Raw genomic sequence first — 15,476 nt, 5'->3', positions numbered from 1 at the left:
ATAAAACTTAATTGATCAGCGTTCTCAAGAACAATCAAAGGAAAAGCGGATGAAAATCACGATGATCGGTGCCGGCTATGTCGGCCTTGTTTCCGGTGTTTGCTTTGCGGATTTCGGCCATGACGTCGTCTGCGTCGACAAGGACGAAGGCAAGATCTCGGCGCTGAAGAAGGGTCAGATTCCCATATTCGAACCCGGGCTGGACCATCTCGTCGCCAGCAACGTCGCGTCCGGGCGCCTGAACTTCACCGATGATCTCAAGACCGCCGTGGCCGCCAGCGACGTCGTTTTCATTGCCGTCGGAACGCCGTCGCGGCGCGGTGACGGACATGCGGATCTTTCCTATGTTTACGCAGCTGCACGCGAAATCGCTGCCAACCTTCAGGGCTTTACCGTCGTGGTGACCAAGTCCACGGTTCCGGTCGGTACCGGAGACGAGGTCGAGCGCATCATCCGCGAAACCAACCCTGCGGCTGACGTCACCGTCGTCTCCAACCCGGAATTCCTGCGGGAAGGCGCCGCGATCGAGGATTTCAAACGGCCCGACAGGATCGTGATCGGGGTCGACGGCAGTGACGGTCGCGCGCGAGAGGTAATGACGGAGGTCTATCGGCCGCTCTATCTCAATCAGTCGCCGCTCGTATTCACGACACGCCGCACGTCGGAACTGATCAAATATGCCGGCAACGCCTTCCTGGCGATGAAGATTACCTTCATCAACGAGATTGCCGATCTCTGCGAGAAAGTCGGTGCCAATGTGCAGGACGTCGCCCGCGGCATCGGGCTGGACGGCCGCATCGGGTCGAAGTTCCTGCATGCCGGGCCGGGATATGGCGGCTCCTGCTTCCCCAAGGACACATTGGCGCTGGTTAAAACCGCGCAGGACCACGACACCCCCGTGCGGCTCGTCGAAACCACGGTCGCCGTCAACGACAACCGCAAGCGGGCGATGGGACGCAAGGTGATCGCGGCGGCCGGCGGCGATATCCGCGGCTCCAAGATTGCAGTCCTCGGCCTGACCTTCAAGCCGAATACCGACGACATGCGCGACAGCCCTGCGATCGCGGTCGTTCAGGCGTTGCAGGACGCAGGCGCCCGCGTCACCGGCTACGACCCGGAAGGAATGGAAAACGCGCGCAAGCTGATAGAGGGCCTGGACTGCGCGAGCGATCCCTATGAAGCGGCGGCCGAGGCGGACGCTCTGGTGATTATCACGGAATGGAACGAATTCCGGGCGCTGGATTTCGACCGTTTGAAATCCGCCATGAAGACACCCCTGCTCGTCGATCTGCGCAACATCTATCGCAAGGACGAGGTCGCAAGGCACGGCTTCCGCTATGCGAGCATCGGCCGGCCGGACTGACCGGCACCGCACCGTCGCATTCAATCGTCAGCAGAGGGAAGCTGCACGGGCTTCCCTCTGCGCGTCTCGCGCAGGAGGCTGGCGGTCAGGCCTTCGGGCCGACCTGGATGACCTGTTCCCAGCTTTTTCCGGCAAGGAAGACGCAGCTGCGGCCGGAAACATCGGTCACGATCAAAGTCCAACTGCCGCCGTCGGCCGCATAGAGTTCCATGACCGCTTGCGGATTGATCTGCCCGAACGCGGCCTGCTTTTCTTGATATTGTCGAGCCAGCAGCTCGATGACCTGCGAACGCTCAGCGCAATTCACAACGGCCTGTGAGTCTGCCGCATGGGGGTAGGCTGTCACTGCGGCCGTCAGAAGGACGGCAAGAGAAAGGCCGCGGACCACATTGCGTACCATGACGCACCTCCTTTAGCCGGGAAGCCCCGGCGGAAGAGGATTTCCGCTGACCTGTTCCGCCGTATACCGGCATTCGATGGTCGACACCTTCACGAGACGGAGCAATGTCGCCATCTGAAAAGTGTGACGGAGGCGGGTTACATCTCAGTTGGCTAAATTATCGAACGCAACCTGAGCCATCACACGAGCATCGATGCTCGGGTAACGATCCTTCCATGCGGGCCGTTCCATCGAACGCTCTCATTTTTTCTTCATCGCCGCCATCAGCGCCGCACCGAACGCGCCCTGCGCCGGCTCCTGCGGTGTTTGCGACCGAGCCGTCCCGCCCCGGTTCCCGCCCTTCGGTGGCGCCCCCCTCGCCTCACGAGGCGTGTCGGCGCTACTACCTTCCCTGCGCATGGAGAGCCCGATGCGCTTGCGCGCGACGTCGACCTCCGTGACGCGGACCTGCACGACGTCACCCGCCTTGACGACCTCATGCGGATCCTTGACGAAGCGGTCGGCCAATTGCGAAACGTGGACGAGGCCGTCCTGGTGCACGCCGATATCGACGAAGGCGCCGAACGCTGCGACGTTGGTCACCGTGCCCTCGAGCCGCATCCCGACTTTCAGATCCTTGATGTCGTCCACGCCTTCCGCGAAGGTGGCCGTCTTGAAGCTCGGGCGCGGATCGCGACCCGGTTTCTCGAGTTCGGCCAGGATGTCCTTGACCGTCGGCAGGCCGAAGCGCTCGTCGACGAAAACGCGCGGATCGAGTTTTTTCAGCTCGGCGCTGTCTGCCATCAGCGAGCGCACGTCCCGCCCGCAGGCTGCAACGATCTTCTTGGCAACGCCATAGGCCTCCGGATGCACCGCAGACGCGTCGAGCGGCTCGGAACCGTTTGGTATCCGCAGAAAGCCGGCGCACTGCTCGAAGGTGCGGGCGCCGAGACGCGGCACTTTCAAAAGTTCCTGGCGGCTGGCGAAGGCCCCCATCGCATCGCGGTGCGCGACAATTGCCTCGGCCGAGGACTTGCCCAGTCCGGAGACACGCGCCAGGAGGGGCGCCGAGGCGGTGTTGAGATCGACCCCGACGGCGTTTACCGCATCCTCGACAACGGCGTCGAGCGAGCGGCTGAGCTTCGACTGATCGACGTCGTGCTGGTACTGGCCGACGCCGATCGATTTCGGTTCGATCTTGACGAGCTCAGCCAGCGGATCCTGCAGCCTGCGGGCGATCGAAACGGCGCCCCGCAGGGAAACGTCGAGGCCCGGAAACTCGGCAGCCGCCGTCTCCGAAGCGGAATAGACCGATGCACCCGCTTCGGACACGATCACCTTGGTAGGCTTCGGCGCCGGCATGGCAGCGAGCATGTCTGCGACGAGTTTCTCCGTCTCACGGCTACCGGTGCCGTTGCCGATCGCAATCAGTTCCACCTTATGCTTGCGCACGAGCGCCGCAAGCTCTGCCTGGGCCCCGCGAATGTCGTTCTTCGGCGGAAAGGGATAGACCGTGGCGGTGTCGAGCAGCTTGCCTGTGCCGTCGACCACCGCGACCTTGACGCCGGTGCGGATCCCGGGATCGAGGCCCATGGTCGCGCGCGAGCCCGCGGGTGCGGCGAGCAGCAGGTCCTTGAGATTGCGTGCGAAGACGCGGATTGCCTCTTCTTCGGCCCGCTCGCGCAGCTCGCGCATCAGGTCCAGCGACAGCGACAGCGAAAGCTTGACGCGCCATGTCCAGCCGATGACCTCCAGCAGCCATCTGTCGCCGGGCAACCGATCGCCGACATTGTAGGCCGCCGCGATCATCCGCTCGGTCGGCCTTTGCGAAGACGCGGCCTCCTGATCGACCACGATATCGACCGAGAGGACCTCTTCGTTCCAACCGCGCAGCATCGCCAATGCGCGGTGCCCGGCCACCGTCGCCCAGCGCTCGGAGTGGTCGAAATAGTCCGAGAATTTGGCGCCGGACTCCTGCTTGCCGTCCACGACCCGAGCGCGCAGGAAGGCTGCCTCCCGCATATAGTTCCGCAACCGCCCGAGAAGGTCGGCGTTCTCAGTCATGGCCTCGGCGATGATATCGCGGGCGCCATCGAGTGCGGTCTTGACGTCCGGCACATCGGCGGTGAGGAAGGCGGCCGCGCGTTCGGCCGGCGCGATCGAGCGATCGGAAAGAATTGCTTCGGCCAGTGCACCCAGCCCACGTTCGCGTGCGATTTCCGCCTTGGTGCGGCGCTTCGGCTTATAGGGCAGGTAAATGTCTTCGAGTTCCGCCTTGGTAACCGCGCCGGCGATCTTGCCTTCGAGCTCGTCGGTCATCTTGCCCTGGCCGCGGATCGAATCGACAATCGACACCCGCCGCGCTTCAAGCTCGCGCAGATAGGTAAGCCGCTCCGACAGGACGCGCAGTTGCGTGTCGTCGAGACCGCCGGTGACTTCCTTGCGATAGCGCGCGATGAAAGGCACCGTCGCTCCGCCGTCCAGCAATTCGACTGCCGCTGTGACCTGGGCGGCGGTTGCCTTGATTTCGCTGGCAATGATGGCGGCGATGGGCTTTGCGGTCGTGACCATTCTCTCGTTCCGTTTCCTGTTTCGGCCGGACCATACTGGCGCAGACCATCAAGGCCAAGTGAAGGCCGATGGCCGCCCGGGCGAACTCCACAGAAGATCAGGAGACGGTGCCGTCGTGGGGGCGGATGAGGAGGCTTTCGCCCGCCCCCTCAGACCGCGACGAGTTCCAGCCGTTCGCGGGTCTTTTCAAATTCCAGCAATTCGCGCTCCTTGATGGCGATGTAGTCGCGCGACACCGGCACCGTCGCGAGTGACGGCGAGAGCTGGAGCTGGAAGACAAAATGCTTGTCGTAGAGGAAGGCCGTTTCCGAGGCGGCGAGATAGAACTCCCACATACGGAAAAAGCGCTCGTCATAAAGCCTGACCGCCTCCTCCCGCTGCGCCAGGAAACGCTCGCGCCAGGCCCTGAGCGTCCAGGCGTAATGCAGCGGCAGAATCTCGATGTCCTTGACGAGCAGGCGGTTGCTCTCGACCCGTGGCAATACCTCCGACAGGGCGGGAATGTAGCCGCCGGGGAAGATATACTTCTCGATCCACGGGTTGGTCGCCCAGGGTTTGTAGATCTGACCGATCGAATGCAGCAGCATCACGCCGTCCGGCTTCAGCAGTTCTTTCATCTTGCGGAAGAAATTGCCGTAATTGCCGATGCCGACATGTTCGAACATGCCGACGGAGACGATGCGGTCGAATTGCCTTCCCTGCATGGTGCGATAGTCCTGCAGCTCGAAACGCACCCGGTCCGAAAGCCCGCGCCTTGCGGCGCGCTCGCGCGAGACCTTCAACTGCTCTTCGCTGAGCGTGATGCCCGTGACTTCGACCCCCGACGACTCGGCGAGGTACATCGCCATGCCGCCCCAGCCGGAACCCACTTCCAGTACCTTCTGGCCGGGCTCTAGCAGCAGCTTTGCCGCTATGTGCCGCTTCTTGGCGCGTTGCGCCTCGTCGAGCGAGATGCCCGGCGGATGGAAATAGGCACAGGAATATTGCCAGTCCTCGTCGAGGAAGAGATTGAAGAGCTTGCCGTCCAGATCGTAATGGTGGGCGACGTTGTAGCGATTGCGGTTTACCGGCAGCCGGCTCTTCATCTGCTGGCGAAAGATGTGTCCCAGCGCGACGATCGAATTGGTGAAGGTTGCCGCCTTGTCGAGATCATTGCTCTTGACGATGGCCAGCACGTCGAAAATATCGCCCTCCTCCACGAGAACGCGACCGTCCATGTACATTTCGCCGAATTTCAGACCTGGATCGTGAAGAACGGCTTTTTCCGCTCCGGCATCAGCGAAACGGATGGCCGCCGGCTTGCCCGTACCATCGCCCAGAACCACCTTTTCACCCGACGAGAAAACGACCGTCAGCTTGCCTTTCTCGACAAGCCGGCGAAGTAGATTCAACAAACCCGCATTCATATCCTACCTCAGCTCAGACCTAAACGAACCATCGGTTCCTTCACAGGGGGAGCGGGTGAGCGGCTGGTCGGCTTCAGGGCAGACATGCGGCAGCTTGGAAGCGGGCGGCCACATCCGGAAGCGGCGAGAAACCGGCTCGAGCGCGACCTCACGGTTTCCGGCGAGTCCTCGCGAAACAAGGCAAGGACCAGCTGCGGGAATTCGTCAGGCCAGCCCATCGGGCTCCTATCCATCAGAACTTCCATTAACTTAGCTGTGTTCGGCGGTTATTCAATGGGGCTTTTTTGTGGCCCCTCAAAGATTTGTTTGCTTAGCAAATTCGAAAGCACTGGAAACGAGCTCTCCTCGGATGTTACGGGGCCGCTTCCGGGCGCCTACCTGCGCTTAGTGGTGGCCGACCGGTCACGGACCCGGTAACACAGTGGTGCCGGTCCTTGTAACACGCGTACACCAACCGGTAACATCGTCACGCCACATTGTCGCGGCAAGCCCGTCGCGAGAGGAGGATACACGATGAAGAAGATCGCCGTGGTTGCGCTCATCGTCGTCGCCATCGTCTGGCTTCTCAACACGTCGCTTCTGGCGCCGCCTCCCTCCGGCAATGCAAAGATCCTCGCTCATCGCGGCATCCACCAGGTTTTTTCCTCGGAAGGTCTCGACAACGACACCTGTACCGCCGAGCGCATCGAAAAGCCGCGCCACAGCTATCTCGAAAACACGATTGCCTCGATGCGCGCGGCGATGGAGAGCGGCGCGGACGTCGTCGAACTCGACGTCCACCTGACACCGGATCGCCAGTTTGCCGTGTTTCACGACTGGACGCTCGACTGCCGGACGAATGGGAGCGGCGTCACCCAGGACACTCCGATGTCCGAGCTGAAGACACTGGACATCGGCTACGGCTATACGGCCGACGGCGGCAAGTCCTTCCCCTTCCGCGGCCAGGGGGCTGGCCAGATGCCGACGCTGACGGAGGTTTTCAAGGCCTTGCCCGAGGGCCGCTTCCTTATCAATTTCAAGAGCGAGCGGCGGGAGGAAGGAGCGACCCTCGCGGTTCTCCTCCGGTTCCACCCGGAGTGGCGCAAACAGGTGTTCGGCGTCTATGGCGGCACCGCTCCGACGCAGGAAACGCTCCGGCTGGTTCCGGGGCTCAGAGGCTATGATCGACAATCCACGATCGCCTGCCTTGGCCGCTATGCCGCCTATGGCTGGACCGGCATCGTACCGGACGCCTGTCGCGATACGCTGATCATCGTGCCGAGTAATTATGCAAGTTTTCTGTGGGGCTGGCCCGACCGGTTCGCGGCCCGCATGCAGGCCGCCGGCAGCGAAATCATCCTGCTTGGCCCTTACAGCGGAGGCGATTTCACCTCCGGCATCGACGGCACCGATGATCTCGCTTTCGTTCCCGAGCGCTTCTCCGGCTACGTCTGGACCAACAGGGCGGAAACAATCGCTCCCCTTCTCGGAAAGCGCCCCGGCGCAGCGACCGACCAGGCCAATCGACAGTAGCCGAATCGCGCAACAACATATGTCGTCATATGGATTCTCGCGGACTATCGCCGCCTTTGCTGCTCTCGCCGCATGCTCGGCCGTTGGATGCGCATGATCACGGTTCCGCATCAGTCATCCGTCGCCAAGGCATTCCAGGAAGACTGGTAAATCGGCTGCGGAGCTCGAACGCCGCATGACGTTGAAGAGCGTCTGACGTCCTTCCCGCTATTTCGGAAAGTCGAGCCCCATTTCGCGGAAGCGTTCCGGATCGTCGCCCCAGTTCTCGCGCACCTTGACGAACAGGAAGAGGTGCACCGGCTGCTCGAGAATTTCGGAGATTTCCTTGCGCGCGGCGGTCGAGATCGCTTTGATCGCCGCGCCGCCTTTGCCCAAGGCGATCTTCTTCTGGCTGTCCCGTTCCACGTAGATCACCTGTTCGATGCGCACGGAACCGTCCTTGCGTTCCTCCCATTTCTCCGTTTCCACGTGAGATGCATAGGGAAGCTCCTGATGCAGACGAAGGAAGAGCTTCTCGCGGGTGATCTCGGCCGCCAGCTGGCGCATCGGCAGATCGGAGATCTGATCCTCGGGATAGTACCATGGACCTTCCGGCAGCGTCTCGGCGAGATAATCCATAACGTCTTCGCAGCCGGAACCCGTCAGCGCGGAGATCATGAAGGTGCGCTCGAATGCGACCACTTCGTTCGCAGCGGCCGCAAGCTTCAGCAAATCCTCGCGGCGAACCTGATCGACCTTGTTGAGGACGAGAACCTTCGGCTGATGTACCTCCTTCAGGCCCTCGAGGATCGCCTCCGCGTCACCCTTGATCCCGCGCTCGCTGTCGATCAGCAGCATGATCAGATCGGCGTCCTTGGCTCCGCCCCAGGCCGTGGTGACCATGGCGCGGTCGAGCCGACGCCGCGGCTTGAAGATGCCGGGCGTGTCCATGAAGACGATCTGCGCGCTGCCGTGGATCGCAATGCCGCGGATGATGGCCCGCGTCGTCTGCACCTTGTGGCTGACGATCGACACTTTCGCGCCGACAAGGCGATTGACCAATGTCGACTTGCCGGCATTCGTCGCCCCGATCAGCGCCACGAAGCCCGAGCGCGTCGGCACTGCGCCGGCGGCCGTATCCTTTTGAGTATCCGTCATGATATCCGTCAATTTCCGGCAGAGCGCTTCTGCCACACACCTTCGCGTTCCAGCAATTTCATCGCGGCGACCTGCTCGGCCCCGCGCTTGGAACGATCGACCCCCGTCTCCGGCGCGATCCCGTCGACCTCCACCGTCACGGTAAAGCGCGGATCGTGATCAGGCCCGGAACGATCGTCCGTCCTGTATTTCGGTGCGACGCCAAATCTGGCATGCGCCCATTCCTGCAGTTCCGTCTTGGCGTCCCGCCTGGCGCCGTCTGCGCTTGCGGCTCGATGCGTCCAATGCTCGAGCACGAAACGTCGCGCCGCGTCGAGGCCGCCATCAAGATAGATCGCGGCGATCAGCGACTCTACCACATCGGCGCGCACATTCATCATGTGCTTGCCCGTGATTTTCTTCACATCCGAGCCGGTGCGGATGAATTCGTGCAGCGAGAGCTCATCCGCCACCTTCGCGCAGCTCTCCGCGCTGACGAGCTGGTTCAGACGCACCGAGAGCTCGCCTTCGTTGGCATCGGTGAAGGTCTGGAACAGGAGTTCCGCGACGCAGAGCCCAAGCACCCGGTCACCCAGGAATTCGAGCCGCTGATAGTTGATCGCGCGGCCGCTGCGAGCGCTCGAATGCGTCAGCGCCCGGTCGAGACGTTCCTTCTCGGCGAACCGGTAACCGATCGCGGCCTCGAGCCGCGCCCGGTCCTCCCCGTTCAACGAGCGGCCCTTCATCAGTGGACGACCTTGAATAAACGATCGTAACGCAGGTTCGCCGGCCATTTCCATATCTGCCGGAACGAGGTGTCGTTGCCGAGCGAGAAGAAGATCAGGCTGGCCCGGCCGACAAGGTTTTCAGCCGGCACGAAGCCGACGTCGAAACGGCTGTCGGCGGAGTTGTCCCGGTTGTCGCCCATCATGAAATAATGACCTGCGGGGACGATGAATTCACGGGTGTTGTCGCCGCGCGAATCGGGGAACTGGTCGAGCGTGTCGTAAGTCATGCCGTTGTCCATCGTCTCGCGATAGACAGGAACGTCGCCGCCCGTGTCGTACTGATCGTCAGCGCGGAACGTGCCGTCCGGCACCCGTTCGACCGGATTGTCGTTGACGTAGAGAATGCTGTTCCTGACCTGGATGCGGTCGCCCGGCAGGCCTACGAGGCGCTTGATATAGTCGATATCGGGATTGGGCGGGAACCGGAAGACCACGATGTCGCCCCGCTCCGGTTCGCTCGCAAAGATCCTTCCGCTGAAAAGATCCGGCGAAAAGGGCAGCGAGTATTTCGAATAGCCGTAGGCGAACTTGTTGACGAAGATATAGTCGCCGACAAGGAGCGTCGGCATCATCGAGCCGGAAGGGATCGTAAAGGGCTGAAAGAAGACGGTGCGGATGACCACGGCGAGGAGCAGCGCCTGGATGATGACCTTGACGTTCTCCCAGAGACCGCTCTGCTTCGCTTCTGTCTTTTCTGCCACGCTCAGTCTTCCTTGTCATCCTGCCCGGGGGCACCGGGCCTAACGCTTCAACGTTCGTCTGCGCCCGAACTCAAGCGCACGTCGCCCCGCAACTCGATGCTATATGTCGCGGGAATGCCGTGCTTCAAGCGACCGCGGGCCGGTCTTCGGCAAGTGCTCTAAACCGTTCCCTCGGCGGGGGCAACCGGGAGCGCCTCGATAATCACGAAAGCTTGAGCAAGCGGGAAGTCGTCGGTGATGGTCAGATGGATTGCGGCGCGGTGGCCGACCGGCAGCAATTCCTGAAGGCGCGCGGCCGCGCCACCGGTCAGCTGCATCGTCGGCTTCCCGCCAGGCAGGTTCACGACGCCCATATCTTTCCAGAACACGCCTTGAGCCAGGCCGGTGCCCAGTGCCTTGGAACAGGCCTCCTTTGCGGCGAAACGCTTGGCATAGGAGGCCGCACGATTTTTGCGGCCCTCGGATTTGGCGATCTCGATATCGGTGAAGCACCGATTGACGAAACGCTCGCCGAAGCGTTGGAGCGAGTTTTCGATGCGCCTGATATCGATCAGATCGCTGCCGATGCCGATGATCATGTCGGATGTCCAAATTTGTGCGCGCGGGCCTGCCGGCGCCGCTTCTGGAAGAGGCGGGCCGTCTGAAAGGCAAACGGGTAGAATATCAAGGCGCCCGCCACTGAAAGAGGGAGCGAGCCAATGAGCATCGGCTTGAAGACCGGGCCCCACAGGCTTGCAAAATCGAGATGTTCGATCATCCGCATGATCTCTTGGCCGCCGATCACCTGAGCGGCTTGCGGCTGCGTGAGCATCGTGCCGACCTCGTAGGAAGCCGTCAGGATGACCGGTATCGTGATGGGATTGGCGAGCAGCGTCGTGATCGCGGCTGCGATGAGATTCCCGGAAAACGCCGACGCCAGAAGGACGGCGAGAACGATATGCAGGCCGAAGAACGGCGTCAATGACGACGCAGCACCCGCCGCCACCCCGACGGCGATCGAGTGCGGAGACGAGTTCAGCCGGAGAATTCGAAGGGCAATGTAGCGCGGAGCGCGCGTCAGCCCCTTGCGCGGCCAGAAGAAAGCGCGAAGCCTCTCGGATAGTGTGACCGGTTTTCTGCGCCTGAATAACATTATGCCGTCATGATCGCATTCGAAACCGCCGCCGGCGCAAGACGGACCGCCCGCCTTACGATGGGCGCAAGATAGGCGCCGCACACGCCGTGTGCAAGCTGCTGCATGTTTCCTTCAATCCTTGAAGACTGAGGCGTGCGGCAGATCAAAGCGCTACAGCCGCAGGACACGCAGCGTCGTAAGGCGTCAGACTGAGAGATAAGGCAAGAGAGCCATTCGTAAAACGCATAGCTTAGGCTACCGCCGGGCGCAGCAGCCGTGGCGCGCCTTTCGGGCGCGCCGCATTCGCGATCAGAAGCCCTTCCGGAAAAGGCCGCGGTCGATCTGACGCTGACGGTATTCCAGGTCGATCCGGTCGACGGAGCCATTCAGATAGGCGGTCTCGCGCTCTTCGATGCTCGGAATGTGCAGGGCACGGGTGATTTTCTTCAACTGCTTGAACATGGCAAACCCCTTTCGTTCACCTCCCGATGCGAAAGATAGTTCACCAGCCGAACCACCACCAGTCCCGCGAAGCGTCGGCAGCCATGCAATGAATGCATGGCGCGGCTCATCATTGTTACGAGATGCTTATTTCTGAGGCAGATTGCACGGAAACCGGCTACTCGAAGAGGCGCTTGACCATGGATATGCTCGGCAGCTCCTTGAGCTGCGCCATCAGATGGTTAAGCTGACGCAGGTCCCAGACCTCGAGATCGAACTGCAATTCGCTGAAGTCCGCAGCGACGCGCCCCATGGAAAGCGAACGGATATTGACGTCGGTGGTCGCGATGGCCTGTGCGACCTCTGCCAGCGTGCCGGGCTCGTTCAGGGCGCTGACCGCAATCCTCGCCATGAAACGGCTGTTGTTCGCCTCGTCGAGATCCCAACGAACGTCGATCCAGCGCTCGGGCTCTTCATCGAACTTCTGCAGGATCGGCGACTGGATCGGATAGATGGTGATGCCTTTATCCTTGTCCATGATGCCGACGATGCGATCGCCGGGAACGGCGCCGGCAGGACTGAAATGGACCTCGGCATTGCCGGAGAGGCCACGGATCGGCAGGGCTTCCGGCCCCTCCGCCTGCTCGGCGGCGGCCATTTCCTTCGACCGCTCCGGCAGCTTGAAGATCATGCCCGCGGCGCTGCGCATGTTGAACCAGCCGTCGTCGGCGCTGGGCTTCACGGTCACGCGCTCGTCCTGATGATCGGGAAACACCGCGCGCAGAACGTCGAGCGAGGAGAGTTCGCCGCGCCCGACCGCGGCGATGGCGTCCTCGACGTCCTTCTGTCCGAGCCGGTGCAGCACCGGCTTCAAAGCCTCGCGCGAAAAGGTCTTGCCCGCCCGTTCGAAGGTGCGTTCGAGGATGCGATAGCCGAGGCCGGCATATTGCTTGCGGATGGCGGCGCGCGTCGCGCGGCGGATGGCGGCCCGCGCCTTGCCCGTGACGACGATCTCTTCCCAGGCCGGCGGCGGCACCTGAATACCCGAGCGGATGATCTCCACCTCGTCACCGTTGTTGAGCCGCGTCACCAGCGGCATGATGCGACCGTTGATCTTGGCCCCGACGCAGGTGTCGCCGATATTCGTATGCACGGCATAGGCAAAGTCGATCGGGGTGGCGCCGCGCGGCAGCGCTATCAGTTGCCCCTTCGGTGTGAAGCAGAAGACCTGATCCTGGAAGAGCTCGAGCTTGGTGTGCTCGAGAAACTCCTCCGGATTGTCGCCCTCGGCGAGCGATTCGATCGTGCGGCGCAGCCAGGAATAGGCATTCGATGTCGGAGTGCGCGTCAGGTCGCCGGAAACAGTGTCGCGATCCTTGTAGAGTGCGTGGGCCGCGATACCGTATTCGGCGATCTCATGCATGCGCTTCGTGCGTATCTGCAGTTCGATGCGCTGGCGCGACGGGCCGATGATCGTCGTGTGAATCGATTGATAGTCGTTCTGTTTCGGGGTCGAGATGTAGTCCTTGAAGCGTCCCGGCACGACACGCCAGCGGGTGTGCACGATACCGAGCGCGCGATAGCAGGACGGAATGTCGTTGACGATGATGCGGAAGCCCCAGACATCCGAGAGCTGCTCGAAGGAGAGCGATTTCGACTGCATCTTGCGGAAAACCGAATAGGGCTTCTTCTGGCGCCCCCTCACCTGTGATTCCGTAAGCCCCTCGGCCTGAAGGAGCTCGCTCAGTTCCTCCTCGATCTTCTTGATCAGCCCCTCATTGCGCTCGGAGAGCTCCTGGAGGCGCCTGGTAACGGTCTCGTAAGCCTCCGGATTGATGTGTCTGAAGGACAGGTTCTCCAGCTCCTCGCGCATGTCCTGCATGCCCATGCGCCCTGCCAGGGGCGCATAGATGTCCATCGTCTCCTCGGAGATGCGCGCGCGCTTTTCGGCCGACATGTGGTCGAGGGTGCGCATATTGTGGAGGCGATCGGCAAGTTTGACCAGGAGCACGCGAACGTCGTCCGAAATGGCGAGCAGCAGCTTCCGAAGATTTTCCGCCTGCTTGGCCTTCTTGGTCACGAGGTCGAGCTTCTTGATCTTGGTGAGGCCTTCGACCAAGGCGCCGATATCCTCGCCGAAGAGATCGTCGATCTCCTGCCGCGTCGCGGTCGTATCCTCGATCGTGTCGTGCAGCAGCGCGACGGCGATCGTGGATTCGTCCAGATGCATCTCGGTCAGGATCGCCGCCACTTCCAGGGGATGGGAGATGTAAGGATCGCCGCTTGCCCGCTTCTGCTGCCCGTGCTTCTGCATGGCGTAGACATAGGCCTTGTTCAGCAGCGCCTCGTTGACGTCGGGCTTGTATTTTTGCACGCGCTCAACGAGCTCGTATTGGCGCATCATCCGCTAGCGGCTCCGTGAAATCAGGCAAATAAAAAAGTGCGCCAATCATATGAGTGGCGCACTGCTTCGATAACACGTCGGAACGTTGTTCCGGAACGAATCTCAGTAGTCGTCGCTCTTTTCCGGAGGAACGAGGCCTTCGATGCCGGCCAGCAGTTCTTCTTCGGACATGCGGTCGAAGGTCAGCGCTTCCGGCTGGTCTTCCTCTTCGGCGGCCTCAGCGAAGGCAGGCGCTGCTTCCGTCTGGGCGAGCGATGCCGGATCGGGTTCCGGCTCGTCCACTTCCACATGCTTCTGCAGCGAGTGGATCAGGTCCTCCTTCAGGTCGCCGGGCGACAGGGTTTCATCGGCGATCTCGCGCAGTGCAACGACCGGATTCTTGTCGTTGTCGCGGTCGACCGTAATCGGGGCACCCTGGGAAACCAGGCGTGCGCGGTGGCTGGCAAGAAGGACGAGTTCGAAACGGTTTTCGACCTTGTCGATGCAGTCTTCGACGGTGACGCGGGCCATGGCCTGTCCTTTACGACTCAAGAGATGCGGCGGCATTGCCGCGGCAGGTTTAACGACGCGAAACCGGAACGTCCGCTGACATGCGGCTCCATCAGCTCCGATTTCTGGAATTAGGCGTCCGATACAATCAAAACGGCATAAGTTCAAGTTTTTCCTGCATCCGGCTCACGTCATTGCCCGGAGCATGATAAAATGCCGCGTCTGTGGAACGCTCCCATAGGGTCACAGACATCGCCTGTATTTCGTGATAATTTCGAATACGTATCCAGCAACAATTATAGATTGAAAATGTGGACGAACTGCAGCAACTGCTAAAACTAGCTATAGGCGCCGCGCCCTAGTTGGAATAATGCGTTGGCATGACCACATTATTTGCAGATAAGTGAGCTTTAATTTAATCCGCCAATTGTAAGCGTGACGCTCCGCGGGGTTGGTCCGGTCACTGTGCAGGGTACGGAAAAAGGAAGTAACGATGTTCGATCCTCGCGAGAAAATCGCTCTTTTCATCGATGGCGCCAACCTCTACGCGGCGTCGAAGAGCCTCGGCTTCGACATCGATTACCGGAAGCTGCTCAAGGCCTTCCAGAAGCGCGGCTACCTGCTCAGGGCCTACTACTACACCGCACTCATCGAGGACCAGGAATATTCGTCGATCCGCCCGCTGATCGATTGGCTGGACTATAACGGCTATAAGGTCGTGACAAAGCCCGCCAAGGAGTTCACCGATTCCCTCGGACGCCGCAAGATCAAAGGGAATATGGACATCGAGCTGGCGATCGACGCCATGGAGCAGTCCGAATCGGTCGACCATCTGGTGATCTTCTCCGGAGACGGTGATTTCACGACCCTGGTCGAAGCGTTGCAGCGCAAGGGCCGAAAGGTTTCCGTGGTCTCGACCATGTCGACGCAGCCGCCGATGATTGCCGACGACCTGCGCCGTCAGGCCGACCACTTCATCGATCTCGCGACGCTCAGAGGAGAGATCGGCCGCGAACCGTCCGAACGCGTTCAGCGCCCTGTCGAGCCGGTCGCCGACGACGTCGAGCTTTAAAGCCTGTCGGGATTTTTCCTCGTCCCTGTGCTTGTCACAGGGACCCGGCCGGACCAAGCCTTGGCTGAAAATGGCTTTTCCGCGCCGCAGACACGGTTTCCGCCCGCATCCCGTTCCAAC

The 15,476-nt window shown here is 61.4% G+C and carries 14 protein-coding genes and 1 pseudogene; 4 read left to right on the top strand and 11 right to left on the bottom strand.

What is annotated here, in order from left to right; translation table 11 throughout:
- The first annotated feature begins 49 nt into the window (after positions 1–49).
- On the top strand, positions 50–1,363 hold the full coding sequence (rkpK, locus tag BHD07_RS07255) for a UDP-glucose 6-dehydrogenase (protein ID WP_018094607.1): 1,314 nt from the start codon (positions 50–52) through the stop codon (positions 1,361–1,363).
- An 85-nt stretch (positions 1,364–1,448) separates the two neighbouring features.
- Here the strand turns inward: rkpK and BHD07_RS07250 are convergent, their stop codons facing one another.
- The 3 genes from BHD07_RS07250 to cfa2 all read right to left on the bottom strand — a co-directional run bounded on the left by BHD07_RS07250 (position 1,449) and on the right by cfa2 (position 5,719).
- Entirely contained in the window at positions 1,449–1,763 is a 315-nt protein-coding gene (locus BHD07_RS07250) for a hypothetical protein (protein ID WP_100672057.1), read from the bottom strand.
- 240 nt (positions 1,764–2,003) lie between these two features.
- Positions 2,004–4,313, bottom strand: a complete 2,310-nt coding sequence (locus BHD07_RS07245; protein WP_100672056.1) for a Tex family protein — start codon at positions 4,311–4,313, stop codon at positions 2,004–2,006.
- A gap of 149 nt (positions 4,314–4,462) precedes the next feature.
- Entirely contained in the window at positions 4,463–5,719 is a 1,257-nt protein-coding gene (cfa2, locus tag BHD07_RS07240) for a cyclopropane-fatty-acyl-phospholipid synthase (protein WP_018094603.1), read from the bottom strand.
- A gap of 513 nt (positions 5,720–6,232) precedes the next feature.
- Here cfa2 and BHD07_RS07235 point away from each other — a divergent pair.
- Complete coding sequence (locus BHD07_RS07235; RefSeq protein WP_338278721.1) at positions 6,233–7,231, top strand: glycerophosphodiester phosphodiesterase family protein; 999 nt, start codon at positions 6,233–6,235, stop codon at positions 7,229–7,231.
- Between the two features lie 69 nt (positions 7,232–7,300).
- Positions 7,301–7,372 (top strand): annotated as a pseudogene (locus BHD07_RS07230) (arsenical resistance protein ArsH); the annotation flags it as partial.
- A 66-nt stretch (positions 7,373–7,438) separates the two neighbouring features.
- Here BHD07_RS07230 and era read toward each other — a convergent pair.
- The 8 genes from era to rpoZ all read right to left on the bottom strand — a co-directional run bounded on the left by era (position 7,439) and on the right by rpoZ (position 14,305).
- Positions 7,439–8,368, bottom strand: coding sequence for a GTPase Era (gene era / locus BHD07_RS07225; RefSeq protein ID WP_338278719.1), 930 nt, complete (start codon positions 8,366–8,368; stop codon positions 7,439–7,441).
- 8 nt (positions 8,369–8,376) lie between these two features.
- Positions 8,377–9,093, bottom strand: coding sequence for a ribonuclease III (rnc, locus tag BHD07_RS07220; protein WP_018094599.1), 717 nt, complete (start codon positions 9,091–9,093; stop codon positions 8,377–8,379).
- The gene (gene lepB / locus BHD07_RS07215; protein ID WP_100672053.1) at positions 9,093–9,836 is read right to left on the bottom strand and encodes a signal peptidase I; all 744 of its coding nucleotides are present in this window, start codon (positions 9,834–9,836) and stop codon (positions 9,093–9,095) included. Before lepB ends, rnc begins: the two co-directional genes overlap by 1 nt.
- A gap of 158 nt (positions 9,837–9,994) precedes the next feature.
- The gene (gene acpS / locus BHD07_RS07210) at positions 9,995–10,414 is read right to left on the bottom strand and encodes a holo-ACP synthase (protein ID WP_018094597.1); all 420 of its coding nucleotides are present in this window, start codon (positions 10,412–10,414) and stop codon (positions 9,995–9,997) included.
- Positions 10,411–10,968, bottom strand: coding sequence for a DUF2062 domain-containing protein (locus BHD07_RS07205; protein ID WP_234819226.1), 558 nt, complete (start codon positions 10,966–10,968; stop codon positions 10,411–10,413). Before BHD07_RS07205 ends, acpS begins: the two co-directional genes overlap by 4 nt.
- Positions 10,969–11,259: 291 nt before the next feature.
- Complete coding sequence (locus BHD07_RS07200; protein WP_018094596.1) at positions 11,260–11,412, bottom strand: DUF3563 family protein; 153 nt, start codon at positions 11,410–11,412, stop codon at positions 11,260–11,262.
- A 157-nt stretch (positions 11,413–11,569) separates the two neighbouring features.
- Positions 11,570–13,795: a RelA/SpoT family protein gene (locus tag BHD07_RS07195; RefSeq protein WP_018094595.1), complete on the bottom strand. Its 2,226-nt coding sequence runs from the start codon at positions 13,793–13,795 to the stop codon at positions 11,570–11,572.
- 102 nt (positions 13,796–13,897) lie between these two features.
- Positions 13,898–14,305, bottom strand: coding sequence for a DNA-directed RNA polymerase subunit omega (gene rpoZ / locus BHD07_RS07190; protein WP_018094594.1), 408 nt, complete (start codon positions 14,303–14,305; stop codon positions 13,898–13,900).
- A gap of 472 nt (positions 14,306–14,777) precedes the next feature.
- On the opposite strand from rpoZ, the gene BHD07_RS07185 reads away from it, so the two are divergent.
- Positions 14,778–15,356: a LabA-like NYN domain-containing protein gene (locus BHD07_RS07185; RefSeq protein WP_003527296.1), complete on the top strand. Its 579-nt coding sequence runs from the start codon at positions 14,778–14,780 to the stop codon at positions 15,354–15,356.
- Positions 15,357–15,476 lie beyond the last annotated feature (120 nt).

It is taken from the genome of Sinorhizobium sp. KGO-5 (assembly GCF_036245905.1).
GTDB classification, from domain to species: Bacteria; Pseudomonadota; Alphaproteobacteria; order Rhizobiales; family Rhizobiaceae; genus Sinorhizobium; species Sinorhizobium meliloti_A.
This window is presented reverse-complemented; position numbering and strand designations above follow the sequence as displayed.